Raw genomic sequence first — 25,287 nt, 5'->3', positions numbered from 1 at the left:
TTCCTTCACAATAAGATGAGCAATTAACTCATATTAATTGCGGCGGCTTGTCTCGAATGCGGGAAATTGAACGTTTTTGGGCAATTCTCCACAATGCCGGCAATTGCCCGTAGAGTATGGCTTTTAGGCAATCTGGCTGCGTTTCCAGCTTGCCGGGGTCGTGCCGACATTCTTGCGGAAAACGCGGGTAAAGTGTGCCTGGTCGGCAAAGCCGGTTTCGACGGCGACATTGGTGAGCGGCGTATCGCCCTTCAGCAGCAATTGCTTGGCCCGTTCGAGCCGTGCCTTGGTCTGCCATTGGTGCGGCGGCAGGCCGGTCGATGCCTTGAAGGCGTGGCTAAAATGCGATTGAGACAGGCCGGTCAGCGACGCCAGCTCCTCCAGGCGGATATTCCGCAGGCAATTTTCCTCGATGTAGTCGACCGCTCGGCGCAATTGCCAGGAGGCGAGTTCGCTGCGTCTGCGCGGCTGTGATCCTCGAAGCTGCAACACATTGATCAGCAGCGAAAGCGTCAGGCCATCGCCGTAAAGATCATGCAGCGGCTCCGGATTCTCGCATTCGGCTGCAATCAACTCGGCGACTGCCATTAGCTGCGGATCGGAGAAATGCAGGCGCGGACTCTCGAGACGGGCCGGGTCCAGATCCTGCGTCAGCCGCTGGCCGATAACCTCGGCATCGAAATGAATATCGAGATGGCGCACGAAATCGATTCCGTCGAGATCGGCCCAGAGCTCCATGCCCGCGGGAATGTAGGAAATCCTTTCACGTTCAAACTCCTGCCGCCGGTTTTGGACGCGCGGCGAGAGCCGGACGCCACTCGTGCCGGAGCCGCGTTGATCGAGCAGGATGAAGAGCCGTGGATCTTCGGCGATGTAGTAGCCGCCGGCGCGGGCCGCACAATTGACGTTCCAGACGTCGGCAACGATCCCGTTCCATCGGCGCCGATGAACGCCGCCAATGACGGAGAAGCCGCCGATCTTGTTTTGCATCCTTGGCTGAAACGTCATCCGAGCCGTCAGCTCCACCTTGCTCTAAAATCCTTCGTTATAAACTCAAGTTATTATATCAGCGAAATTCCTATGGCAATGCGCGCTGGTTGGCGAAGGTCCGCGGGAAGGAGGACACTCGCTATCGGAAAACAACCCAATTTTGAGCCTTGGGGCGATCCAACTTTGTCTCGTGTTCGTAATGGCTTGCCGATAGTTTTGCCCTAGCAACGTGAGTCTCACGCTTGCCGCTGACAAAACAGCATACAACCGACGCTGACAGGACCTCTCCGTGAAAAAAACGCTTCTCATCGCCGCGGCATTCGCAGCAGCTTTTCCGCTTCTTGCTCACGCCGAAACCATACAGTTCCCGAGCGACGAACCGATCGCCGAGGTTTCGATTCCGCATACCTGGGGCCCTAAAGAGACGGAAACCGGCGTCGACGCAACGTCTCCGGACTCCGCGATCTATTTCTCGATCGATATCGCCAGCGACAAGACGATTGACAAGACCCTCGACGACGTCATTGATTTCCTGTCGAAAAACGGTGTCGACATCGACGCCAAGTCCAAGCATGAATTTCCGGACTCCGTGCTCAACGGCATGAAGATGGCGCATCTCGAATGGGATGGCAAAGACAAGGACGGCCCGGTCGATGTCGAACTCGGCCTGCTTCAGCCGTCTGAGCACAAGCTTCTGATCGTCACCTATTGGGGATCGAAGGAAACTCAGGACAAGCATGACGAAGCGGTGCAGGGCATCATGAATTCGCTGAAGCCGCTCAACGACTGAGCTGTCTCAGGAAAATGACGGCAAAGGCAACTGCATATGTCGTTGCCTTTGCTTCTTCGGCTCATGTTGGTTCGGCCTCGGATGTTGCGGTTGCGATGAGGTGCTCGAACCTTCAGCCTGCGGAGTCTTGTGCCGTCGGAAGGCTGAGCGCTTCCAGGCGTTCCAGGAAGGGTAGTTGGCTGCCGAGGATCTTCCGGCGGGCATCGGAAAGAGTGAACCATTCGGCACGATCGACTTCGGGAAACGACTGAAGGCGTCCGCTGCCAGGTGGCCATTCGATTTCGAACAGATTGCTGCTCAGGGTGGCCACGTCGAATTCGCCTTCGAGGGCGAAAGCGGTCACGCGTTTTCCGCCTTTCTGACGCAGGTCTCCCAGCGGCTGCAACTTGCCTTCGGGGAGACGGCCCATTTCCTCGGCGAATTCGCGTCGGGCGGCCGTTTCGGCTGCTTCGTCCTCCGGATATTCGCCTTTTGGAATGGACCAGGCGCCTTCGTCCTTTTTGCTCCAGAAGGGACCGCCGGGGTGAACGAGCAATACCAGCAGGTCGCTTTGTGTCCTTCTATATATCAGGATGCCGGCGCTTCTCTTCATTGACGATCGTTCCCGCAACTGGAGCCATAGCCGTCCTTTTACCGAACGCTACAACAGCTTCATCGCCATGTTGCCGAAGCAGCTTACCAGAGCTCTTGTTTGCCGGTCGGACCAGCCCGCCCGTGATTCAGGTCGCTGTCAGACGGCGGCTATAGGTTACCGCAGATAACTAGGTAGATCGATGAAAATGGCACACCAGATCGTCGACAGCTACGAGATGAAGACGATTGTCCTCGGACCGGATATGCGGACCATCTATGTCGTCAGCGGTGCCTTGCCGGAAGAAAGCGCAGTATTTCCGCACTGGGCGAATGAACGTGTTGTCATTGCGCAGGTGATGATAGCCTACATTCAGGGAGAGGCGCATCGTCTCGATATGGTCCAGGGTTATTTCGAGGATCTGGACGAGACCGGCAAGCTGAAAAACAATTCGCAACTCAACCTGTTCCACACGATCGCCAAACAATTTTTCTCTTCGATTTCGGCAAGAAGTCAGCGACCGGCAGCGATCGGCGACGTGCTGGAACAAGCGATGTGGCACTGTAATCCGCGAGAGAATGCAGAGATTTACGAGAGGCTGCTGGCCTATTTCGTTTATGGCCGAAAAGATCCCTTTATCAGGCAATTTCCTATCACAGGGTCCATCCAGCCAACACTTCACTGAGATGCAGGAAGAGAACCGCCAAGCAGGCGAATCGCGGCCGAAATCGGCGGTTGGTTCGCCAGGTGGCGCGGATGACGGCTCTTGAATTTTTGCGCGTCTTCCGCCACCTCTTCGGCGCGACTTTTAACATTCTCAGGAGACCAGACGCACCATGACGACGACCACCGCAGAAAATTCCGCTGAGAGCCACGTCTTTGAGGCCGACGTTGCCCGCCTTCTGCACATGATGGTTCACTCGGTTTATTCGGATAAGGATGTTTTCTTACGGGAACTGATTTCGAATGCAGCCGATGCCTGCGAAAAGCTTCGATATGAGGCCATCGCCACGCCGGCACTGGTGGCCAGCGATCCCGACAGCCGCATCGTATTGACGCTCGATGAGGAGGGCGGCAGGGTAGTCGTCGAGGATAACGGCATCGGCATGAGCCGCGACGAGATGATCGAAGCGCTCGGAACGATCGCTCGCTCCGGAACGCGGGCGTTCATGGAGCGCATCGAGGCAAACAAGCAGGGCGAGGGCGCGCAACTCATCGGACAGTTCGGCGTCGGCTTCTATTCCTGCTTCATGGTCGCCGATCGCGTCGATGTCGTATCGCGCCGTGCGGGCGCGGACAATGCCTGGCTCTGGTCTTCCGACGGCAAGGGCGGCTATAGCGTCAGCCCGATCGATATTAGCGAGGCGCCGTCGCGCGGCACGCGCATTACCCTGCATCTGATGGACGACGCCAAGAGCTATACATCCCGCTGGACCATCGAGCGGATTGTCAAGGAGCAGTCGGGCCATGTGCCGGTTCCGATCAGGATCGCGGAGAAGCCCGGTTCTGAAGCAACGCAGCTCACCGACGGCACCGCACTCTGGACCAAATCGAAGAACGAGATTACCAGCGAAGAGTACACGGACTTCTATCGCGGGATTTCCGGCCAATATGACGAACCGGCGCTCACGGTGCATTTCCGTGCCGAAGGCCGCCACGAATATTCCGCACTCGCCTTCGTGCCCAACTCGCAGCCGTTCGATCTCTTCGACCCCGATCGGAAGGGCCGCATGAAGCTTTATGTGAAGCGGGTTTTCATTACCGACGAGGCGGAATTGCTGCCCCGTTATCTCCGCTTCGTGCGCGGCCTTGTCGATACCGCCGACCTGCCGCTGAATGTGTCGCGCGAAATGATCCAGGAAAGCGCAATCCTAGCCTCGATCCGCAAAGGCGTTGCCAACAGGATCATAACGGCCATCGAAAAGCTGTCCGAAAATGACAGTGATGCGTTCCTCAAGCTGTGGGAAGCGTTCGGAAGCCTGATCAAGGAAGGCATTTATGAAGACTTCGAGCGGCGCACCCAACTGATGGCGCTGTCCCGCTTTCGCACGACCGCGTCCGGCGAGGGGTATCGCTCGCTTGCCGATTACGTCAAAGACCTGAAAGATGGCCAGCAGGCGATTTATTATCTGGTCGGCGACAGCCTGGAGCAGTTGAAGGCATCGCCGCAGCTCGAGGGTTTTCGCGCCCGCGGCATCGAGGTTCTGCTGCTGACGGATTCCGTCGACAGCTTCTGGGTCACCAATGCTCCGGAATTCGAGGGTAAGACCTTCAAGTCGATCACGCAGGGGTCCGCCGATCTGGCGCAATTCAGCAAGGTCGAGCAGGGCGCGCCGGCAAGTGAGACGGCACCGGTTGAGGTTCAGGCATTCATCGATTTTGCGAAGGAGAAGCTCGCCGACCAAGTGTCGGACGTGCGTGCGTCGGACCGCTTGATCGAAAGTGCCGTCTGCCTGGTCGCTCCCGAACAGGGCTACGATCGCCAGCTCGAAAAAATTCTGCAGGGCGCCGGCCGTCTGCAGGCGGGCGCAAAGCCGATCCTGGAGATCAATGGGGATCATCCGGTCGTCAAGGCCATCGCCGCCAGAAGCGATCAACCATCCCTGCGCGACGACGCGGCATTCCTGCTGCTCGATCAAGCACGCGTTTTGGACGGCGACAAACCGGCCGATCCCCGTGCCTTCGCCGAGCGGCTGGCGCGGCTCATGGAAAAAGCGCTGCAGTAGGCGGACGTTCAGCCTCTCTGCGGCATGTTCGCTGTTGGAGAGGATGGAGGATTTTTGCCTTCCAATGTTTCGCAGCGGATGGGTCGTTTCCCAGCCGCTACGAATTGAGTTCGTACCGGCTAAGCCGATTTCAGCCCGCCAAGAAGCGTCGGAATGAGTTCGGACACCGTGGGATGGATCGGCACGGCCCATTTGAGAACCGGATAGGGCGTGCGCGCATGCATCGCGTCTATGAAGCCGTGGATTGCCTCGTCGCCTTCCACGCCGAGGATTGCGGCGCCCAGGATCTGTCCGGTTTCCACGTCGGCGACGACCTTCATTAGGCCTTGTGTCTCCCCCTTTTCGATGGCGCGGCCCACTCGGCTCATCGGCATGATCGACACCGTGATCGCCCGCCCGGTCGCTCGCGCTTCCCGCTCCGTCATGCCGACGCGTCCGAGTGGCGGGTCGATATAGAGCGCATGGGCCAGGATGCGTTCGCTCACCTTCCGGTCTTCGCCGTCCAGGAGATTGGCCGCGACGATTTCGAAGTCATTGTACGAGGTGTGCGTGAAGGCGCCGCGGCCGTTGCAGTCGCCAAGCGCCCATATGCCGTCGACATTGGTGGAGAGATGATCGTCGACGACGATATAGCCCTTACTGTCCAGGGCCACACCGGCCTCCGCGAGGCCAAGATCGTCGGTATTCGGCTGGCGTCCCGTGGCGATGAGGAGATGGCTTGCTTCGACATCCGGATTGCCGTTCGCCGTCGAGATGCGGATGTTTTGGCCGCTCTTCGATAGTTTCATATCCTGCGCATTCGTATGGATCGATATGCCTTCGGCGCGAAGAACATCACCGATCGCCTGGCAGATATCGTCATCCTCCCGCGGGGCCAATCGCGGGCCGCGTTCGATGATGCTGACGTCCGCGCCGAAGCGCCGGTACATCTGTGCGAATTCGAGGCCAATGTAGCCGCCGCCGATGATGGCGAGATGGCGTGGCAGAGCCGTGAGATGGATGATTGAGGTACTGGTCAGGTACTCCACGTCTGAAAGGCCAGGCAGCGGAGGAATGGCCGGCCTTGCGCCGACGTTGAGAAAGATGCGCGGCGCGGTCAGTGTTTCATCCCCGACGCGGACGGTCTTGGCGCTCTCGAAGCGGGCGTGTCCCCGTATCAAGGAAATTCCGTCCGTTGACGTGAGCCAGTTCGTGAGCGAATTTCTGGCGTTGTTTGTGACGGTAGCCGCGCGCTTCTCGACGGTCGCCATATCCGTCAGTAGCGCGCCATCCGTGCGGATGCCGTAGTCCGCGCTTCGCCGTATCACTTGGGCGGTCCGAGCGCTGGCAACCAGAGTTTTGGTCGGCATGCAGCCGGCATTGACGCAGGTCCCGCCAACGAATTTCCGCTCGATCAGAGCCACCGTCATGCCGGCAGCCGCAAAACGTCCGGCCAGGGATGGCCCTGCTTGCCCGGCACCGACGATAATCGCGTCGAAGGTCTTCATGCTTGTCCCTCCCGCAGTTGATGTCTGATTTTCATGCCCGGTCGAACTGAATGCCGACGCCCAGTCTATTCCAGTTTAACAGACTTGAGCGGACCGAGGTCGAAAACCTGCAGGAGTGACAGCAATGTATTTCGCAGAGGCTCTTGTCTGCGGCAAATCAACGCAATGTCCGCATCATGATCTCCGCTCAAGCGCTCTGCAGCCTTGACGACGAGCGCCGCTAGGCCATGTCTGACCGCATACCTGACGCAAGGGAACCATGTGTCGAAAGGAGACATAGTGCGAAACGCTAGGATGGAATTTACCGAGCTTGAAAGCGAGGCAAATTTGGACTTCGTAAATACGAAGGATGGTCGAAGCTTTGTTGTGAAGCAGTCTATTTCTAGGCTGTAGGCTTAATCGCGACGGCGTAAGTGCCGTCGTTCTCATCGGAATGCTGCCCGGTTCGTCGCGCGCATTCCAAGCTTCGGACACCCGGCAAGAGAACAGCGTTGAGAAGCTTCAGGGGCATCTCTGCCGCGTGCGACGATAAGTTAAGGATCTAAGCAACGTGCCTGCTGTCCCGAAAGAACCGCCGCAGAAATTCATCCTGCTGATGCTGTCGTCCCTTCGAAAGGCGTTTTTCAGCATTGCCATTGCGAGCGCTGCGATCAACATGCTGGCGCTGACCGGCTCCTTTTTCATGTTGCAGGTTTACGATCGGGTCATTCCGGGCCGCAGCCTTCCAACGCTCGCCGGGCTTGCGATCATCGCCGCGACCCTCTTCATATTCCAGGGGGCGCTGGAATTGCTGCGCTCGATGCTGCTCGCACGCGTCGGCGTCTCTCTCGATCAACGGCTGAATCGGAAGGTCTTCGGTTCGCTCATTCTTCTGCCGACAAAAATGCAGGCGCCCGATGATGGGCTGCAGTCCGTCCGCGATTTGGAGCAGGTCCGATCGTTCTTGTCCGGCGGCGGGTCGACGGCATTGTTCGATCTGCCCTGGATGCCCTTTTATCTCATTCTGTGCTTTCTGTTTCATTTCTGGATCGGCTTAACCGCCCTATGCGGCGCCATCCTGCTCATTGTCCTGACAGCGCTGGCGGAGATCCTTTCACAAAAGCCAGCTCTCGAAGCCGCGAAATCTTCCGCGGCTCGTCTCAGCTTTGCGCAAGCCGCGCGACGAAACTGGGAGGCGGTGGTCGCAATGGGTTTCAGCGGCCGCCTGATCGAGAAATGGATGGCCATGAACGAGGACTATCTGGGAAATCAGCTCTCCGCCGGTAATATCGTCGGCACGCTGACCACGATCGCGAAGATATGGCGGATGATGCTGCAATCCGCCGTGTTGGCCGTCGGCGCGATCCTTGTCATCAAACAGGAGGCGACGGGCGGCATCATCATCGCCAGTTCGATCATGGTCACCCGCGCGCTCGCTCCGGTGGAGCTTGCAATCGGGCAATGGAAGGGTTTTGTCGCCGCGCGCCAAAGCTGGTCGCGCCTCGCCAAGCTGCTGGATCTGATCCCCAACGAGCATCGGGCCATGGCCCTGCCGGCACCGCAAAAGAACCTCAGCGTCGAAAACATAAGCCTTACCTCCCCCGGGAGCCGCGATTTCATCCTGCGCAATGTCTCGTTCCAGATATCGGCGGGCACGGTGCTGGGCGTGATCGGCCCCAGTGCCTCGGGAAAATCGTCGCTCGTCAGAGCGATCACCGGATTGTGGCCGGTGATCATCGGCTCGATCAGGCTCGATCAGGCAGCCTTGTCGCAATGGGAGCAAGGCGATCTGGGACGCCATATCGGATACCTGCCCCAGGATGTCGGTCTGTTCGACGGTTCGATAGCCGAGAATATTTCCCGCTTCGCGAATGACATGCAGCCTGGACCGATTATCGCGGCGGCGAAGGCGGCGGGTGTCTACGACATGATCGTCAAGCTGCCGGATGGCTTCGACACGGTCATCGGCGAGGGCGGCTCGCGACTTTCCGCCGGTCAGAGGCAGCGCATTGCCTTGGCCCGGGCCCTTTATGACGATCCGTTCCTGGTGGTTCTTGACGAGCCGAACTCCAATCTGGATGCCGAAGGCGAGGCATCCTTGACCAAGGCCTTGCTAGGTATCCGCGCACGGGGCGGCATAGCCATCGTCGTCGCTCATAGGCCGAGCGCTCTGGCCGCCGCGGATAAGGTCGCGATCATTGCCAACGGCCAGTTACAGGCATTCGGACCCAAGGATGAGATTCTTGGCACATCCGCGAGGCATTCGGGGCCGGGACCGGTGCGTTTGATGATAGCCGGCGAGGATGTGAGCGGATGAAAAACACAGGTCTGCCTTCCACCGAGCGCGCGATCCGCCGCCTTTCCACGTTCGTGCTCGCGACAATTCTGCTCCTTTTTGGCGTTCTGGGCGGTCTTGCGGCAGCAACGAAGATTTCGGGGGCGGTCATCGCCTCCGGAACCTTGGTCGTCGACAGCTATGTAAAAAGCGTTCAGCACCTCAAGGGCGGGATCGTTGGCGAAATCCGCGTGAAGAATGGCGATCATGTCGATGCCGACCAGATATTGATCCGCCTGGACGACACGCAAACCAGAGCCAATCTCGGCATTATCAGAAAGCGTTTGAATGAGCTTTCCGCCAGAACGGCGCGTCTGGCCGCGGAGCGCGACGATAAGAGTGCGATCAGCTTTCCGGCAAATCTGCTGTCCAGCGCCGGCAACGATGGCGTGGCAAGCGTGCTTGCCGGCGAGCGGCAACTGTTCGGCGACCGGTTGGCATCGCGACAGGGCCAGAAGTCTCAGCTCCGAGAGCGAATCCAGCAGTTGAAACAGGAAGTGGATGGTCTCGTCGCGCAGGAGAAGGGAAAGCGGATCGAGATTGAGCTCGTCAACAAGGAGCTAAACAGCCTTCAGCGGCTGTTCGATCAAGGCATTGTTCCGGCGGCCAAGGTCTATTCGCTGCAAAGGGACAGCGCTCGCCTGACGGGAGAGCTTGGAAACCTTGTTTCCTCGATCGCTCAAACCAACGGCAAAATTACCGAAACCGAACTTCAGATCATTCAGATCGATGATGACCACAGCTCCGAGGTTTCCGACCAGCTACGGCAGGCCGAAAGCGATACCGGTCAGTTTTCGGAACGGCTGATCGCTGCCGAGGACGATCTCAAAAGAGTGGACATAAGGGCGCCGCAGGCAGGCATTGTCGACCAGTTGAGTGTCCATACGGCCGGCGCCGTGATCGGGCCGAAAGAAACCATCATGCAGATCGTTCCCGACAAGGATGCGCTGGTCGCCGAACTTAAGCTTCCGCCGCAGGACATCGATCAGATCGCCGTCGGCCAGGTGGTCGCGTTGCGATTTTCCGCCTTCAACCAGCGCATTACACCCGAACTGAATGGGAACGTCGAAACCATTTCGGCGGATTTGACGACCGACCAGCACTCGGGGCTTAGCTATTACATCGTTCGCGCAAAAGTGCCGAAGGAAGAATGGGATCGATTGGGAAAGCTGACGCCCCTTCCGGGCATGCCGGTGGAAGCATTCATGCAGACCGGCCAAAGAAGCGTTCTCGCCTATCTGACCAAGCCGATGACCGATCAGATAAAGCGCGCCTTCAGAGAGGACTAGGCGTTCCTCTGAGGCGTTGCATAAGCGAATGCGCCAAGTAGAAGCGCAGCCGTTATGAACGACTGCGCTGAGCTTAAAGTCCTATCAGATATGCCAGTCCGGAGTATGGGCAGCCGCTGCCGCGGCCGTCTGCGTGAGATGGTCGTTTAGTTGATAGGCCTTGATGTAATCGATTTTCATCTCCGAGTCTGTCAGGCTGGCCGTCGGAGTGCCGGCTGTGCCGCCAACGGCCTGGTCCACCAGCATATACATCGGGCTGTGCATATCGGCTGGTGTTGCGGTGTGCGCGATGGCCACATCGTCGAAATACCAGACGATTTGATCCTGATCCCACAGCACACCGTAATTGTGGAAACCATCGGTGCTGGGAACTTGCACCGGAATGGATTGTATCGTGTGCTGGCCCGTTGCATTCGAGTGAACCGTGGCGTTGACCGTGTTCGGGTCCTGCCCGCGCATTTCCACGACATCGAGTTCCGGCGGCCAGGAACCGTCTTCCGGCAGAAGCCAGAAAGCCGGCCATGTGCCCTGATCATGCGGCATCTCGGCTCGCATCTCGAAATATCCATAGGTCTGGGCGAAGGTAGAATGGGTGGTCAGGATGCCGGACGTATAGTTATGCCCGTCCAGAAGTGATTTCAGCGCATCGGGCGTCGGTTGGGCTGAAATCGTCAATACACCGTTGGAAACGGAAAATGGGTTGACCGATGCGGTCGGGCCATAAGAGGGATTGATATACCACTGCAACTCGCCGGTCATGCTGCTGCCTTTGTCAGGCGCCCACCAGTATTTCGCATCCCAGGTGCCTTGCGTGCCCTGATGAAGCGAAAGCGTGTTGAAATCGTCCGAGAAGGTCTGCGTGAGCGCGGAGCGGTCGAGTCCGAGCTGGAACTGGTCCGCGCTCAGGTCGGCAGCAGTCTTGTTGGCAAAAACCAGGCTCTCGCCGTTGCCGAGATCGAGTTGCAGATTGGCGCCGTGCTGGCTGAGGTGACTGACGACCTGATCGAAGGACGTCAGCCCGTATTGGTTCAGGCGCACCTTGTCGTCACTGCTGAAGTCAGTGATGAGGTCGCTGCCATTGCCCTTGGTGAAGATAAAGGTGTCGGCGCCGCCTCCGCCGGTCAGGACGTCATTGCCTGCACCGCCATCGATGGTCTGGCTGCCTGTGCCGCCGGTGATGATGTTGTCGGCGCTGTTGCCGAAGGCATGGCGGCCGTTGCCGGTCACCGTGAGATTCTCGAAATTGTCAGGCAGAGTGTAGTCCATCCACGTATTGATGGTATCTACGCCCCCACCAGGCGCTTCGGACGCATGGTTGATGCTCGAATAGAGATAGTAGATATCGTCTCCAGTGCCGCCCACCATCGTGACGTTGACGGAGGCGTCGCCCCAGATCGAATCATTTCCAGCCGTGCCGTAAAGAGTCGGACCGGAGCCCGTAGCGGAAAACCAACTTGTCGAAGTTCCGCTGTAATAGAGCGGTTGGCCTAGTGCATTGAGAACTGAATTGGGCATCGGAAACCTCTTCCGTTGTGCTCGGCTGTCTCCTCCAACAGAGCCAATATTCCTCCGTACTTACGTTAGAGGGATAACATTTTCCGCAGCGCAGCACAGCCCCTTGTGACGTTAATTTCAGCTTTTTATAAAGTTTGTCCGGCTAATGATCGCATTGCTCAATCACAAGCTGTTCGTTCCTGAGCATCATATGAACGGAGTTCGGTAGCAAATGCGATCATGACCGCTTTTAGGCGCGAAAGCTCTCCTTGGTGACTGGTCTACGGCCGCTATGGGCCGCAAGCAGACGAGAACATCGACATCTTTGCCATTTGCGGACGACGACCCCCGCCCATCCGGGTAATATCAATGTGATCAATCGCGGCGTAGTGTTCCATTTGGCTTTGAGAGGAGGATGCTATGCCTACCATATTGGCCTATCACGACGTCAAAGACGTCAAACATTGGCTCACTTCACCGCGCCGCAAAGAGGTTTTCGAACCCCTCGGCTGCACAAACATTCGTACGTTTGTTGATCCACAAGCGTCCAACCGAGTTGGCCTGGTCATGGACGTTCCCGACATGGGCCGCCTGGCGGAATTTATGAAGTCCAAGCAAGCGGCGGATGCGATGGAGTATGACGGAGTATTGCCGGAGACCTTGGTGATTCTAACTCAATCGTAGGCGGCCCAGCAGAGATGGGGCCTAACGATAGCGGTGACAGCCTTGATGCGGATAAAGGTTGGCGAATGAGGGGCTGCCCCGTGAAATCCGGCTGCGGCTTTCGTAAGAGCCGATAGCCGCGAAGAAAAGCCCGCCGCAGACCGGGAGTCGGTAGTCGCGGCGGGCTCACGCTCCAGTGGCCGGCGTGGTGCACCGTGAGCTACGGGCAAGCAACCCGCAGGCATGAAACCAATATCGAGCGCTTAGGTTCCCGCGATTTCATGTCGTGCGACAATTCGTACAGCCGGACTGACGGCTGCATGCGACGGAGCAGGCCGCACCCCACAAAATGAGGAGCTGCCCCTGATCTCACTGCAATAGAGCTACTCCGGCTTCTTTCGCCGCCTTGATGAATGCTTCTCGCGCTGCTTCTACACAGACCACACCCATCATCGCATCGAGGCATATTCGTACGGCGGTCACATACTCTTCGCCATCTTCAATCGGCCAGTGTTCCAGCAGCGTCTCGGTCGCATCCTGTACCGAATTGACGCGCCGATAGCCCTCCGCGCCTCCCATCACGAGCGTCACGGCGGGGAAGGGCCGCAAGGTGTTTCGTTTCAAAACGCATTACCTCCGAAACATAAAGACTTCGGTAACCTTGCAAAAAACGTTCCGCGGAAGGCGGCGCGATCTAGTCGCCTCCCGATAGTGGCCAAAATAGCCGGAGCATGATGCCGGAGAATCGACTACGCCGACGCCCGATGACAGCGGCAGCGACATGGCGCGGCTCGGCCTAGTGCGGCCAAAGCTCACGCTATGAGGGAGAGATGTCGATGAGGCTTGAACAGGTTGCCGTGTCGTTGGCGGCGCGAGAGCGATCGGCAAATAGCCTCAGCGGCGAACCAGAAGTGCCTCGATCGAGGCCATTTCAAAGGCGTCACGCGCTTCGCTCGCCGTACATTCGTGCTCAAGCGCGGCGCTGCAGACCTTTTTGGCTTCCCTTAGAAACACGCCGTCGGCTATGGGCCATTCCCTTTCCAGGCACCCCACAGCTTCGGCCGGGCCTTTGACGGCCTTTTGTTTCCCACTGCTGACAATGACGGAGACGGGTGCCTCCCATGCGAGAGCGCTCATTCTGATCCTCCTTTGTCCTTCAGGTGAAGTTAGGCAAACGATGGTCGTGCCGCTCGGTTCCAAGAGTGAGACCAAAAAATTCCATCTCCGCACGAAAAAGCTAGGCAAGTCAGCAAGGATTATAGATCGAGCTGCTTGCGACGACGCCATGTCAAAGAGCAACCATCGTCAGGCTGCGGGACTTACGGCTACTGGCGTTCACATTTTCTGCGCTGATGCTTGCGGGCACAATTCCGGTGCCGGCGGCGGGTCATATTACGCGCCGCCGGCACATCTGTGAAGCTGTCAAAATTCCGCGACCTCGCCCCAGGACGAGCCATTCAGCCGATCCGGATGATATGGCTTTGGATCGACGATCGGTTTTGCGGCCGTGACAAGGTCCGCGACGAGATGGCCGGCGCCTGGGCCGATGCCGAAGCCGTGGCCGCTGAAGCCTGCTGCCAGGACCAGTCCGGGCAGTGCCCGGATTTCGCCGATCGCGGGAACTCCGTCGGGCGTACTGTCGATATAGCCGGCCCATGCGGCCGAGACGGGAATGTTGGCAAGCGCTGGAAGCAACGCTTGTGCTCGCTCAAGGGTCAATTCGATCTGCTTCCGATCCGGACGAGGATCGAGAATGCGGTTCCGCTCCATCGGGGTCGGTCGATCGAGCCGCCAGCGCGACAAAGTTTCGTGCCCACCCTTTACACCCTCAAAGCCGCCGGCAGCGAGGCTGCGCCAGCGTTTGGCGAACATTGGCACAAAATGGCGGGCGAAACGAAACTGTTGCAATGTCGGATCGACGCGGGCGCGGCCGCTGATCGCAAGCGTGTAACCGCCGTCGCCTCTGCGCGTGGCCGAAACCGCGGCCGTATGCAGCGCCGCCGGCAGTCCTCGGGCGCCGGGTGCGACCGAGAGGATCGAGGAACGGATCGAGGCTTGCGGAAAGCGGATGCCGAGCTGCCGGCAAAAGGACGATGCCCAGGCGCCGCCGGCCATCACCACCATCCGGGTTCGGATCGTGCCTTTCTCGGTGACGACGGCACTGACATGGCCGCTTTCGGTCTCAAGACCGCGGGCAGCGCACATCTGATGAACGCTGCTGCCGAGCGCCATGATGGCGCGGGCGACCACCGGGGCAGCGCGCGACGGATCGGCGGTGCCGTCGGTCGGGGAAAAGACGCCGCCCTTCCAGCGCCGGCCGGTCGCCGATCCGAATTCGCTTGCTTGCTTTTGATCAAGCATATGGGTGGTAACGCCGACGCCGCGGGCAAATTCACCCCAGCGCGCCCAGCCGGCAAGCTCCGTGTCGTTATTGCTCAGATAGAGCAGGCCGCAGCGGCTGAAGCCCGTATCCTCGCCACTCTCCTTGCTGAAATCTTCCCAGAGAGCGAGGCTCTTCGTCGCCATCGGCAGTTCGCGGGCATCGCGGTTCTGCTGCCGGCACCATCCCCAATTCCGGCTGGATTGTTCGGCGCCGATCCGCCCCTTTTCGAGAAGCGCGACCTTCAAGCCCCGCCGTGCGAGATAGTAGGCGGTAAAGGTCCCGACGATTCCGCCGCCGATCACCACGACATCGGCCTTTTCGGGCAGTGCGGGGGTGGTTTCGATGTGCAGAAGCGGGGCGGGCATGGCACTCTCCAGGTTACAAGCGAGCATTCTAGTCGAGCTTTCCCCGCGCAAATGCTGCAGATCGCCAGCGGACAGCATTTCCTTCTGTCGCGTGCGGCTAAGGCGAATTCTTGTGCTAAGATCCGGATTTTACGAGGTTTAATCAGCGCAGAAAGGTTCAAATCCTCTTGCTAAGTAAGGCTTTCCGCATAAGATGACAAAAGATTATTCCGCCAGGCGGCACCTGCCGCCGCGAAATTGGAGCGCGCCGATGAAACTCGACCGGATCGATATCAAGATCCTCTACGAATTGCAGAAAAACGGCCGTATCACCAATGTGGAACTTGCCGAACTCGTCAACCTCTCGCCGAGCCCCTGCCTAATGAGGGTCAAGAAACTGCAGGCGGAGGGCTATATCGTCGGCTATTCGGCGCAGATCAACATCGCCAAGCTCGGGCAGACGCTCACGGTGTTCACTGAGGTCACCCTCAAGAATCATCGCCAGATCGATTTCGCGCGCTTTCTTGCGGCGGTCGAGAAGGTGGATTCTGTGGTGGAATGCCATCTCGTTTCCGGAGGCTATGACTATCTGGTGAAGTTCGTGACCGCCGGGATTGCCGAATACCAGACGACCATGGAACGCCTGATCGACATGGAAATCGGCATCGACAAATATTTCAGCTTCGTCGTGCTGAAATCGCCGATTGTCAAAGCGCATATGCCGCTCACCAGCCTGTTTCCGGTTTGAGCCATCTCTCGGCGGTCGATGTGCCGAACCGCACCTCAGCGTTTTGCAAAGGCGTGCGCCAGCTCGGGATTTTCTTCCAGGCTATCCAGCCAGCCAGTGTCGAGCTTCGGCACGGAGGAGAAGAGCAGCTTGGAATAGGGGTGCTTGGCGCCGCCTGCTAGATCGGCGGATGCGAGTTGCTCGATCTTCTCGCCTGCATACATCACCGCAATCTCGTCGCAGATCGCTTGCACCGTCGACAGATCGTGACTGATGAAGATGTAGGAGAGCCCGAGTTCGCGTTGCAATTCCTTGAGGAGGTCGAGGATTGCAGCGGCAACGACCGTGTCGAGGGCTGATGTGATCTCGTCGCATAGGATGAGCTTCGGCTCGGCCGCAAGTGCCCGCGCAAGGTTGATGCGCTGCTTTTGGCCGCCGGACAGTTCCGGCGGGCGCCGATGCTTGAGGGCTTTTGGCAGGTGGACCATGTCGAGGAGCTGGTCGATGCGGGCCTCGCGCTCGCTGCGGCCGAGATTGTGATAGAAGGTAAGCGGGCGCCCGAGTATTTCACCGATCGACTTGGCAGGATTGAGCGCCGTATCGGCAAATTGAAAGACGATCTGCAGCTTTTGCAGCTCTTCGCGCTTCCGGTGCCGGGCATCGGCGGCAAGCTGTTTTCCGTTGAAGGTGATATTTCCGGAAACCGGCGGCAGGATGCCGGCTATGGCGCGGGCAAGCGTCGATTTTCCGCAGCCGGATTCGCCGATGACGCCGAGATTGCGGCCGGCTTCGAGTCTGAGGCTCACGGATTTGAGAGCCGTCGCTGCCGGCAGACCGTTCGGTTGGATAGGACCATAACCCGCCACGACGTTGGTCACCTCCAGCAGGGCGGGTATCTTTTCCGGCTCTGTCGACACAGGGGAGGCATAGAGCTTGGGTTCGAAGGCCCCCAGCAACTGGCGCGTATAGGGATGAGCGGGTGCGGAGAGGATCTGCTCGGTCTCGCCGATTTCCTGAACTTCGCCACCCTTCAGAACGACGATCCGGTCGGCGACCTGCGCCACGACAGCGAGGTCGTGAGACACGTAGACCCCGGCGATGCCGCCCTTTTTCATCACCGATTTGAAAGCTCGGAGAACCTCGATCTGCGTCGTCACGTCGAGTGCCGTCGTCGGCTCGTCGAAAATCATGAGTTTCGGATTGCCGATCAGCGCCATCGCGGCTGAAAGGCGCTGCAACTGGCCTCCCGAAACCTGATGCGGGTAGCGCGCACCGATCGTCTCCGGGTTCGGCAGGCTCAGCGCCTTGAAGAGTTCGACGGCGCGCGTCCTTGCCTCTTCGGCCGGCATCAGATTGTGGATGCGGGTGATCTCGATCACCTGCTCCATGATCGTCTGCGCCGGATTGAAGGCTGCCGCGGCACTTTGCGGGATATAGGCGACTTCGGTTCCGCGGATGCGAGCCCTGGCTTTTTCGGGCAGGCTTGCCATGTCCTTGCCGGCGAGCAGGACCTGGCCGCCGCTGATCCGGCAGCCCTGCCGCGTGTAGCCCATCAGGGTCAGCGCGATCGTCGTCTTGCCGGAGCCGCTTTCGCCTATGAGGGCAACGATTTCCCCTTCTTGGATGTCGAAGCTGACGCCGCGGATGATATCGACCTGGCGGCCGGCATCCGTCTTGGCCTCGACCTTTAGGTCGCGAATGTCGACGAGCTTGGCCATTAATTGCTCCGGTCTCGGATCTTCTGGGGAAGGTTGTCAATCAGCAGGTTAACGCTGATCGTCAGGCTAGCGATCGCGATGCTCGGGAACATGACCGCGGGGGCGCCAAAGGGCAGGCCGCCGATGTTTTCGCGCACCAGCGCCCCCCAATCCGCGTTTGGCGGCTGCACGCCGAGGCCGAGGAAGGAGAGCCCGGACAGAAGCAGCACGATGAAGACGAAGCGCAGGCCGAGATCGGCCATGACCGGCCCAAGGATATTGGGCAGGATTTCGGAGCGAATGAGATAGAGCGCCCCTTCGCCGCGGGCGCGGGCGACCGTGATGAAATCCATGGTGTTGATATTGACCGAAAGCGCCCGCGAGAAGCGATAGGCGCCCGGCGTGTAGATGACGGCGAGCGTCATGATCAGGACCGGGATCGACGAGCCGACGCCGGCGACGACCACAAGGCCGAAGAGCTTGCTCGGGATGGAGTTCAGCGCATCGAGAAAGCGGCTGAGCACGCTATCGAACCAGCCGCCGATCACCGCTGCGATCATGCCGAGCGCGACGCCGACGAAGCAGGCAATGCAGACGGCGGCAAGCGAGATGCCGACAGTGTAGCGCGCACCCATGAGAATGCGGGAGAAAATATCACGGCCGAGATAATCGGTGCCGAGCCAGAATTTGGCAGACATGGGCCCGAAATAATCGAAATCAACGATGTCGCCGATCGGGTAGGGGATCAGCAGCGGCGCGAAGATGGCGACCAGCGCCCAGGCCAGGATGACCGCAAGGCCGAGCATGCCGACGATGTTAAATCGAAAGCCGAACCGGCGAGGGGTGAGTGCGGTAAGAGCCATGGTCAGCGCAGCCTCGGATTGGACATGATGGCGATGATGTCGGCGATGGTGATCAAAAGCAGATAGACGAGGCAGAAAATCATGGCACAGGTCTGAATGAGCGGCAGATCCCGGGTGGCGACGGCATCCACCATCAGCTTGGCTATGCCGGGATAATTGAAGATCGTTTCGACGATGATGACGCCGCCAAGCAGGTAGGACAGCGAAAGTGCCACTGCATTGACGATCGGGCCGAGCGCGTTCGGCAATGCGTGTTTCAGGACCATGCGCGGGCGCGAGGCGCCCTTCAGGAGTGCCATTTCCACGTAGGGCGTATTCAGCGTCTCGATGACGGCTGCCCGGGTCATGCGGATCATCTGCGCCGATATCACGAAGCTCAGTGTGATGACCGGCATCGCGAAGACACGCAGCATTTGGGAAAAGGAGTGGATCTCATTGGCGAAGGCGAGCGCCGGCAGCCATTTGAGATAGACGGCAAAGATCAGCACAGCGGATGTCGCGACCATGAATTCGGGCACGGAAATCACGCCGATCGAGACCACCGTCACGATGCGGTCATAGAGGGAGCCGCGCAGCATGGCCGCGGTAATGCCAAGGGTCAGCGCGATCGGCACGGAAAACAGGGTGGTGGCTGCGGCAAGCTTCAGCGAGTTTCCGAGCCGGGCGCCGATCAGATCGGCGATCGGCATGTTGTTGGCGTAGGAAATGCCGAGATTGCCGGTGGCAAGGCCGGCAAGCCAGCGAATGAAACGCAAGATCGCCGGATCGTTGAGATGCATCGCGGCGCGCAGACCCGCGACCGCTTCCGGTGTTGCGGCTTGACCAAGGAGGATCTGCGCCACGTCGCCGGGCAGCATTTCCGTTGCCGCAAACACCGTGAACGACACGATGAGCAGCGTGATCACGGCTACGATCACACGGCCGAGCACGAGAGAAAGAACGTGGCGGTTCATGACAGATCCCCATCGCGAGAACGGATGTGCCGATTATACGGCACTGTACCCGACAAGCGGTGCCGTGGCACCACTGGTCGGGTACAAAGGCGAGGATCAGGCGTCGAGCCAGACATATTCCGCGAAGGCATAACCCATCATGCCACCGAGCGGATTGGCCTCCAGGCCATGCAGCTTCGAGGAGATCGCGTCAACGTTGGAAATATAGGCCGGAATGGCGGTGCCGGCCTCTTCCGCGATCATTGCCTGCATGTCACCGTAGATCGCCTTGCGCTTGGCCTGATCGAGCAGACCGCGCGCTTCCACCAGCATGCTGTCGAATTTCTCCGACTTGTACTGGCTTTCGTTCCACGGAGCCTGGGAGGAATAGAGCAGCGAAAAGAGGATGTCCGGCGTCGGACGCGGGTTGATATTGCCGAAATGCATCGGCGCTTTCAGCCAGTAGTTCGACCAGTATCCGTCAGAGGGTACGCGCTGGACGTCGAACTTCATGCCGATCTCGGCGCCGGCCTGCTGCAGAACCATCGCCATGTCGACGGAGGAGGTTGCAGCGTCGGAGGCGACGACGGGAATGGACTGGCCGAGCAGACCCGACTTCTGGAAGTGGAACTTGGCCTTCTCCGGATCGTAGGCCTTCGGCTTCAGATCGGCATTGTGGTAGATGTTGGAAGGCGGCACCGGCTGGTCGTTGCCGATCTCGGCAAGTCCGCGCAGCGCCGACTTCTGAATGACTTCCCGGTTCAGGAGATATTTGACGCCGGTCACGAAGTCCTTGCTGCTGCCTGGGTTCATATCCAGGCGCATGTTGAGGTCCGTATAGTTGCCGGATGTGGTTTTCGAGAGCGTCACGCCCTTCTGGCTGTCCAGAAGCCGCATGGAGCGCGGGTTGATGGATGCGGCGAGCTGGATATCGCCCGAAAGCAGCGCATTAACGCGCGCGGAATCGTCCTCGATGGCGAAGAACTCGAAGGAGTCCAGGTGCGCGCCACCTGACTTCCAATAGTTCTTGTTCTTGACGGCGACGGACCGTACGCCGGGTTCGAATCTTTCGCAGACGAATGCGCCGGTTCCGTTAGCTTTACTGAAATCCGTCGTGCCATCGGCAATGATCATGAAGTGATGCATGGCAAGGATGGTCGGAAGATCGGCGTTCGGATTGGCGAGGGTAATCTCAACGGTCTGCGGGTCGACAGCCTTGATGCCGGTCATCTGCTTGGCGATTGCATTGACCTTCGAGCCAACAGCCGGATCGAGATGGCGTTTCAGCGAATAGACGACGTCGGCGGACGAAAGGGTCTTGCCGTCGTGGAAGGTTACGCCCTTGCGAAGCTTGACGGTCCACACTTTGGCGTCGGAGCTTTCAATGCTTTCGGCGAGTTCCATCTGCGTGACGCCGTCCTTGTCGAGGAAGGACAGGCGGTTGTAGAAGGCGCAACAGCGGACATAGTCCGTCGAGAGCGACGCCTTGGCCGGATCGAGCGTGTCGGCCGTCGACGACGACCAGCCGGCTGCCTTGAGCGAGCCGCCCGAGACGGGGGTTGCGGCGAAAGCCGCCGAGGCCCGCCCAAAGATTGCGCCGCCGGCTGCGGCAGCGATGCCGCCTGCAAGCAGCATCTGCAGGAGATCGCGGCGGGTGGCGCCGCGGCGAATGGCATTTTCGACCATGGCATCGTCTGCGCTGGTCCAATTCGTGATCTTGTCGTTCATCTGCGTTCCCCTTGTTGTTAAGGTTTGATTGGCGCGCCTCGTCTTTTTCCGCGAGGTCGATACCGGATAGTCGCTCAAGCGGCCCTGATTGCCTCCACTGCGTCGGCAAGTCCTGCCATGGAGGTGAAATGGAAATCGGGCCTGGTGAATTCCTTGGGTTCGATCGTGCCCCCATAGCCCTTCTGGGCATGGCGTCGCTCGATCCAGCAATTGGTCATGCCGAGCCGCCGCGAAATGCCGATGTCATGATACTGGCTTTGCGCGACGTGCAGAATGTCGTCCTTTGAGCCGCCTTCCTTGGCGACGAAGGCGAAGACCTGCTCGAAGAAAGCCGGATCTGGCTTTTCCGTGCCCGTATCGTCGGCGGTGAATGCGGCATAAAACGGATTGCCGAGTTCCCTGGAAAAGTGTTCGAACGCCCAGCGGCGGGCATTCGTCATGGCGATCAGCCGATAGCGCTGCGAAAGGCGTTGCAGAGCCTGGGCACTGTCCGGAAAGCCTTTCCAGCTCTTGGCGGAATCACGCAGGCGTTCGCCGTATCTTTGTTCGGACGGCAAACCTAATGTCGGGGCGATGACCAGATAGACGCGAACCAGATCATCGGGAAACAGCCCGGCATCTCCGGAATAGCGCGCGGCGCGATAGAGGGCGAGCGCTTCCTCGCCATCGATCGAGACGCCCGCTTCCTCGGCAATCCCGGCGAGGCAATCCTTGATACCGCCTTCGAAGTCGATCAGGGTTCCGACGACGTCAAAGGTGAAGTATTTGAAATCCGCTAGGCTCTTTGCCAAGTGTCTGCCCTCGCCAAATGTCAGTTCTTGATTGAGTGCACCCAATTCCGATCGCCGGCTGAATGCAGAAGAAAATGCTGTCCTGTTCCCACCGAAGATTTTCTCGTATCTGCCGAAAATCCCGGTTTTTCGGGCATTGAGCGCCTTTAGTCAGTTCAGTTTCGCAGTAAAGGCTCGCCGGATTCTCTGAATGGGAGAGCTGTGGCGGCACAAAATTGCGAATATGAGGGCAAAGCGGTATTTCGCCGATGCCGCCAAGGCCCCGTTTTGCGCTCAGGCAAGCACCGCCCGTACATCGGGATCTTCCAGTGTCTGGTCCAGAGTCCTGCGCGTACGTTCGATGATCGCATCGATCTCCCCATCGGTGCAGCAGAGCGGCGGCGCATAGCCGAGAACACCGTTGCCGAAGGCGCGGATGACAAGCCCATTGTTCCAGGCGCGATCGAAGATCCGCCGCGCGGGCTCGGCAGCCGCAGGCAAGGGCGTCTTGCGCTCCTTGTCGACCACCAGTTCGACGGCAGCAAGCATGCCGCGCCCGCGCACGTCGCCGACCAGCGGATGGGAACGGAGATCGCGAAGGCCGGCCATCAGACGCGCGCCAGCCTTGACGCCGTTTTCCAACAGGCCGTTCTCGTAAAGGCGCAACACTTCGAGGCCAACGGCGGCGCTGACGGGGTGCGCGGAATAGGTATAACCATGGCCAATCGCGGAGGCGCCGGCGCCGTCGGCAATCGTGCCATAGACCTTCTCCGACAGGAAGACGGCCCCCATCGGCACGTAGCCGGACGTCAGCCCTTTCGCTGTCGTCATCAAATCAGGGACGATGCCGTCTTCAGCACAGGCAAACAGTGGGCCGGTACGGCCAAAGCCGGTGATCACCTCGTCGGCAACGAACAGAATGTCGAGTTCGCTGCATAGGTCGCGCATTGCCTTCATCCAGCCGGTCGGCGGAACCAGCACGCCGCCGGAACCCTGAATTGGCTCGGCGTAGAAGGCCGCCACACGCTCGGCGCCCAGCTCCTCGACCTTGGCGCGCAGTGCAGCGACCGAAGAGGCGATGATCGCCTGCGGATCGGTGCCGACGGGATTGCGATAGGCATAATGGGTGGGAATCTTGTGCTGCCAGTCGAGCGGCATGCCGAAACCAGCATGGAAGACCGGAAGCGCCGTCAGGCCGGCGCCGACGGTGGACGAGCCGTGATAACCCTGTTCGAGCGAGATGAACTGATCCTTCGTGGGCTTGCCGAGCGCGTGATAATAATAGCGGATGAAGCGAACCGTGCTGTCGACGGCGTCGGAACCGCCGAGCGTAAAGTAGACATGGTTGAGGTCGCCGGGAGCGCGGTCAGCCAATTCGGCGGCGAGCCGAATGGCCGGTTCCGAGCCGAGGCTGAAATAGCCGGTGGCATAAGGCAGTTCCCGCATCTGCCGGGCGGCTGCCTCCACGATACTGTCATGGCCATAGCCGGCATTGACGCACCAGAGACCGGCAAAGCCGTCGATCATTTGATGGCCCGATGCATCGGTGACGGTAGCACCCTTGGCGGATTTCAACACCCGGACTCCGGCCTGTTCGTGACCGCGATAGGAGGCGACGGGGTGAACGAGGTGGGCGCGATCGAGTTCGATAAGGGAATTGCTCAGCATGATGTCTCTCTTCAGCCCAAGGCTTGGCTGGCCAGGGCAAATGTGTGAACGCTGGGAACGGATGACGGGGTAGACGAAGGTGCACGATGCATGGTGATGCCGCCGCCGACATGGGCAAGGCCATGTTCGAGGAGGAAGGGAGCAAGGCCAGTCTCGGCCCCGGTATCGACACGCATGAATGCGCCTGACCGGGCCGCGAACAGAAAGCTCAGAAGGTCCTGGGCCTCACCAGTGGTTCCGGCAACGACCGGGCCGCAGAGTTCGCCACGGCCGAAGGACCGCAAGGCCGCGTAACCGCGCAGCGCGTCGGCTTCGCGTAGAACCGCCAGACGGCCGGCCTGGACCAGGGCTTGGATGAGTGGCCCGCGATCCGCTCCGAAAGCGATGCGATCGAGGGTGACGATCTGCTCGATATCGGCGGCTGTCGCCCAATCCACCGTCGGCGGCGCAATGCACGCGAGCAGCGGGCCTTGCTGCTGAACGATCTCGCCGGTCTTCTTGAACCCTAGACTTTCATAAAGAGGTAGACCGTCGGCAGTCGCCACGAGCCGGCACTCACGATCACCAACGATATCGAGGGCCGCCTGCATGATCCGGCGGCCGATGCCACGCCCGCGCATCGATTCGTCGACGATCACCATGTTGATCGTTGCGACGTCATCGCCATAGGGAGTGACGAAGATCGTGGCGACGACCCGGTCGTTCTCGACAGCCACAAGGCCGCGGCTAAGCTCCAGCAGCATCTGCCACTCTTCCAGCCGGTGGGGCCAGCCTGCCTGACGGGACAGTGTCAGAGCCGATTGAAGGTGAGAGTGGTCGAGGGGGCGAAGATCGATCCCGGTTGCCTGCACAGGCTTTTTCTCCCGTCGTTGCTTTTCTTTTTGATAGACCCGTAGCGAAAGAAGATCGTCCCGACGAAAGGGCGGCAGCGGTATCTTCCACCGTCCGTCGGCACACCCGCCGCATCTTATGCCGGGGCGGTTGGCGTTGCGGGCTGCGATTGCGGATTTCGGCGGCAACGCGCTTATGACGACGCGCAACTCTCTGCCAAAGCGGAGCGGCGATACAAAACTTTCTGCTTCGCGACGGCCTAAATGCGGTGAACCGATGGAAGAAGGCTGCCTATGATGTTCTCATTCATCAGCGCCTGCGCGGCATTCTGCAAGGATCCAAGACATGACGAAGTTCCGGCCGAAATACATCACCTTCGACTGCTACGGCACTTTGACGAATTTCCAGATGGCCGAGGCTGCTCAGAAGATCTACGGCGGCGAGCTCGACCAGCCGCGTATGGCGCAGTTCATCAAGAATTTCGCGGCCTACCGGCTGGACGAGATTCTGGGAGACTGGAAACCCTATAATGAAGTGCTCCACAATGCCGTCGAGCGGACCTGCCGCAAGAACGGCGTGACCTTCCGCGCCGAAGACGCTCGCTCCATCTACGAAACCGTGCCGAGTTGGGGGCCGCATCCGGACGTGCCGGCGGGGCTTGCGAAGGTCGCCAAGGAAATCCCGCTGGTCATCCTGTCGAACGCGATGAACGAGCAGATCATGTACAATGTCGAAAAGCTCGGTGCGCCGTTCCATGCCGTCTTCACGGCGCAGCAGGCCAACGCCTACAAGCCGCGCTTCAAGGCGTTCGAATATATGTTCGATATGCTCGGCTGCAATCCGGAAGACATCCTGCACTGCTCCTCATCGTTCCGCTACGATCTGATGTCGGCCTATGATCTCGGTATCAAGCACAAGGTTTGGGTTAATCGGGGTCACGAGCCCGCCAATCCATATTATGAATATACCGAGATCAAGGATATTTCCGGTCTGCCCGGCGTCGTCGGGCTCTGACGGGAG

At 59.4% G+C, this 25,287-nt stretch carries 22 protein-coding genes; 8 read left to right on the top strand and 14 right to left on the bottom strand.

The window, feature by feature from the left end; all coding sequences use genetic code 11:
* Positions 1-123: 123 nt before the first annotated feature.
* Complete coding sequence (locus N2601_RS25555; RefSeq protein ID WP_260304155.1) at positions 124-1,008, bottom strand: helix-turn-helix domain-containing protein; 885 nt, start codon at positions 1,006-1,008, stop codon at positions 124-126.
* 271 nt (positions 1,009-1,279) lie between these two features.
* Here N2601_RS25555 and N2601_RS25550 point away from each other — a divergent pair, with 271 nt between their 5' ends.
* Positions 1,280-1,780 carry a histidine kinase gene (locus N2601_RS25550; RefSeq protein ID WP_260304154.1) on the top strand — a complete coding sequence of 167 codons (501 nt, stop codon included), beginning with the start codon at positions 1,280-1,282 and terminating at the stop codon, positions 1,778-1,780.
* A 112-nt stretch (positions 1,781-1,892) separates the two neighbouring features.
* Here the strand turns inward: N2601_RS25550 and N2601_RS25545 are convergent, their stop codons facing one another.
* A complete protein-coding gene (locus tag N2601_RS25545; protein ID WP_260304153.1) occupies positions 1,893-2,372 on the bottom strand; it encodes an NUDIX domain-containing protein in 480 nt (159 codons plus the stop codon).
* A gap of 181 nt (positions 2,373-2,553) precedes the next feature.
* Between N2601_RS25545 and N2601_RS25540 the strand changes: the two genes are divergently transcribed.
* Together N2601_RS25540 and htpG are read left to right on the top strand one after the other, a co-directional pair.
* Entirely contained in the window at positions 2,554-3,036 is a 483-nt protein-coding gene (locus N2601_RS25540; RefSeq protein WP_260304152.1) for a hypothetical protein, read from the top strand.
* Positions 3,037-3,187: 151 nt separating this feature from the next.
* Positions 3,188-5,077 (top strand): molecular chaperone HtpG, encoded by a 1,890-nt coding sequence (htpG, locus tag N2601_RS25535; RefSeq protein WP_260304151.1) that lies wholly within the window; start codon positions 3,188-3,190, stop codon positions 5,075-5,077.
* 119 nt (positions 5,078-5,196) lie between these two features.
* On the opposite strand, the gene N2601_RS25530 is transcribed toward htpG, so the two are convergent.
* A complete protein-coding gene (locus tag N2601_RS25530) occupies positions 5,197-6,564 on the bottom strand; it encodes an FAD-containing oxidoreductase (RefSeq protein ID WP_260304150.1) in 1,368 nt (455 codons plus the stop codon).
* A gap of 550 nt (positions 6,565-7,114) precedes the next feature.
* Between N2601_RS25530 and N2601_RS25525 the strand changes: the two genes are divergently transcribed.
* Both N2601_RS25525 and N2601_RS25520 read left to right on the top strand, forming a co-directional pair.
* Positions 7,115-8,860 (top strand): type I secretion system permease/ATPase, encoded by a 1,746-nt coding sequence (locus N2601_RS25525; RefSeq protein WP_260304149.1) that lies wholly within the window; start codon positions 7,115-7,117, stop codon positions 8,858-8,860.
* Positions 8,857-10,167, top strand: a complete 1,311-nt coding sequence (locus tag N2601_RS25520; protein WP_260304148.1) for an HlyD family type I secretion periplasmic adaptor subunit — start codon at positions 8,857-8,859, stop codon at positions 10,165-10,167. The genes N2601_RS25525 and N2601_RS25520 overlap by 4 nt, the downstream gene beginning before the upstream one ends.
* An 84-nt stretch (positions 10,168-10,251) precedes the next feature.
* Here N2601_RS25520 and N2601_RS25515 read toward each other — a convergent pair whose 3' ends face one another.
* Entirely contained in the window at positions 10,252-11,682 is a 1,431-nt protein-coding gene (locus tag N2601_RS25515; RefSeq protein WP_260304147.1) for a family 16 glycosylhydrolase, read from the bottom strand.
* A 399-nt stretch (positions 11,683-12,081) separates the two neighbouring features.
* Between N2601_RS25515 and N2601_RS25510 the strand changes: the two genes are divergently transcribed.
* On the top strand, positions 12,082-12,345 hold the full coding sequence (locus tag N2601_RS25510; protein ID WP_046610246.1) for a hypothetical protein: 264 nt from the start codon (positions 12,082-12,084) through the stop codon (positions 12,343-12,345).
* A gap of 348 nt (positions 12,346-12,693) precedes the next feature.
* Here N2601_RS25510 and N2601_RS25505 read toward each other — a convergent pair whose 3' ends face one another.
* From N2601_RS25505 to N2601_RS25495, 3 genes are all read right to left on the bottom strand, one after another.
* Positions 12,694-12,948, bottom strand: coding sequence for a DUF982 domain-containing protein (locus N2601_RS25505; protein ID WP_104827177.1), 255 nt, complete (start codon positions 12,946-12,948; stop codon positions 12,694-12,696).
* Positions 12,949-13,218: 270 nt separating this feature from the next.
* Positions 13,219-13,461, bottom strand: a complete 243-nt coding sequence (locus tag N2601_RS25500) for a DUF982 domain-containing protein (RefSeq protein WP_104827176.1) — start codon at positions 13,459-13,461, stop codon at positions 13,219-13,221.
* 285 nt (positions 13,462-13,746) lie between these two features.
* A complete protein-coding gene (locus tag N2601_RS25495; RefSeq protein ID WP_260304146.1) occupies positions 13,747-15,072 on the bottom strand; it encodes an NAD(P)/FAD-dependent oxidoreductase in 1,326 nt (441 codons plus the stop codon).
* Between the two features lie 250 nt (positions 15,073-15,322).
* On the opposite strand from N2601_RS25495, the gene N2601_RS25490 reads away from it, so the two are divergent.
* Entirely contained in the window at positions 15,323-15,799 is a 477-nt protein-coding gene (locus tag N2601_RS25490) for an Lrp/AsnC family transcriptional regulator (RefSeq protein WP_028752029.1), read from the top strand.
* Positions 15,800-15,834: 35 nt separating this feature from the next.
* On the opposite strand, the gene N2601_RS25485 is transcribed toward N2601_RS25490, so the two are convergent.
* The 7 genes from N2601_RS25485 to N2601_RS25455 all read right to left on the bottom strand — a co-directional run bounded on the left by N2601_RS25485 (position 15,835) and on the right by N2601_RS25455 (position 24,287).
* The gene (locus N2601_RS25485) at positions 15,835-17,496 is read right to left on the bottom strand and encodes an ABC transporter ATP-binding protein (RefSeq protein ID WP_260304145.1); all 1,662 of its coding nucleotides are present in this window, start codon (positions 17,494-17,496) and stop codon (positions 15,835-15,837) included.
* A complete protein-coding gene (locus N2601_RS25480; protein ID WP_260304144.1) occupies positions 17,496-18,338 on the bottom strand; it encodes an ABC transporter permease in 843 nt (280 codons plus the stop codon). The genes N2601_RS25485 and N2601_RS25480 overlap by 1 nt, the downstream gene beginning before the upstream one ends.
* Before the next feature lie 2 nt (positions 18,339-18,340).
* Positions 18,341-19,291, bottom strand: a complete 951-nt coding sequence (locus N2601_RS25475; RefSeq protein WP_104827172.1) for an ABC transporter permease — start codon at positions 19,289-19,291, stop codon at positions 18,341-18,343.
* A 96-nt stretch (positions 19,292-19,387) separates the two neighbouring features.
* Positions 19,388-20,998, bottom strand: a complete 1,611-nt coding sequence (locus N2601_RS25470; protein WP_104827171.1) for an ABC transporter substrate-binding protein — start codon at positions 20,996-20,998, stop codon at positions 19,388-19,390.
* Positions 20,999-21,072: 74 nt separating this feature from the next.
* A complete protein-coding gene (locus N2601_RS25465; protein WP_260304143.1) occupies positions 21,073-21,789 on the bottom strand; it encodes an HAD-IA family hydrolase in 717 nt (238 codons plus the stop codon).
* A 273-nt stretch (positions 21,790-22,062) separates the two neighbouring features.
* Complete coding sequence (locus tag N2601_RS25460) at positions 22,063-23,436, bottom strand: aspartate aminotransferase family protein (protein ID WP_260304142.1); 1,374 nt, start codon at positions 23,434-23,436, stop codon at positions 22,063-22,065.
* 11 nt (positions 23,437-23,447) lie between these two features.
* A complete protein-coding gene (locus tag N2601_RS25455) occupies positions 23,448-24,287 on the bottom strand; it encodes a GNAT family N-acetyltransferase (protein WP_260304141.1) in 840 nt (279 codons plus the stop codon).
* A gap of 325 nt (positions 24,288-24,612) precedes the next feature.
* Between N2601_RS25455 and N2601_RS25450 the strand changes: the two genes are divergently transcribed.
* Positions 24,613-25,281, top strand: a complete 669-nt coding sequence (locus tag N2601_RS25450) for a haloacid dehalogenase type II (RefSeq protein ID WP_260304140.1) — start codon at positions 24,613-24,615, stop codon at positions 25,279-25,281.
* The last annotated feature ends 6 nt before the right edge of the window (positions 25,282-25,287 follow it).

Source organism: Rhizobium sp. CB3060, assembly GCF_025200735.1.
Classification (GTDB): Bacteria; Pseudomonadota; Alphaproteobacteria; order Rhizobiales; family Rhizobiaceae; genus Rhizobium.
This window is presented reverse-complemented; position numbering and strand designations above follow the sequence as displayed.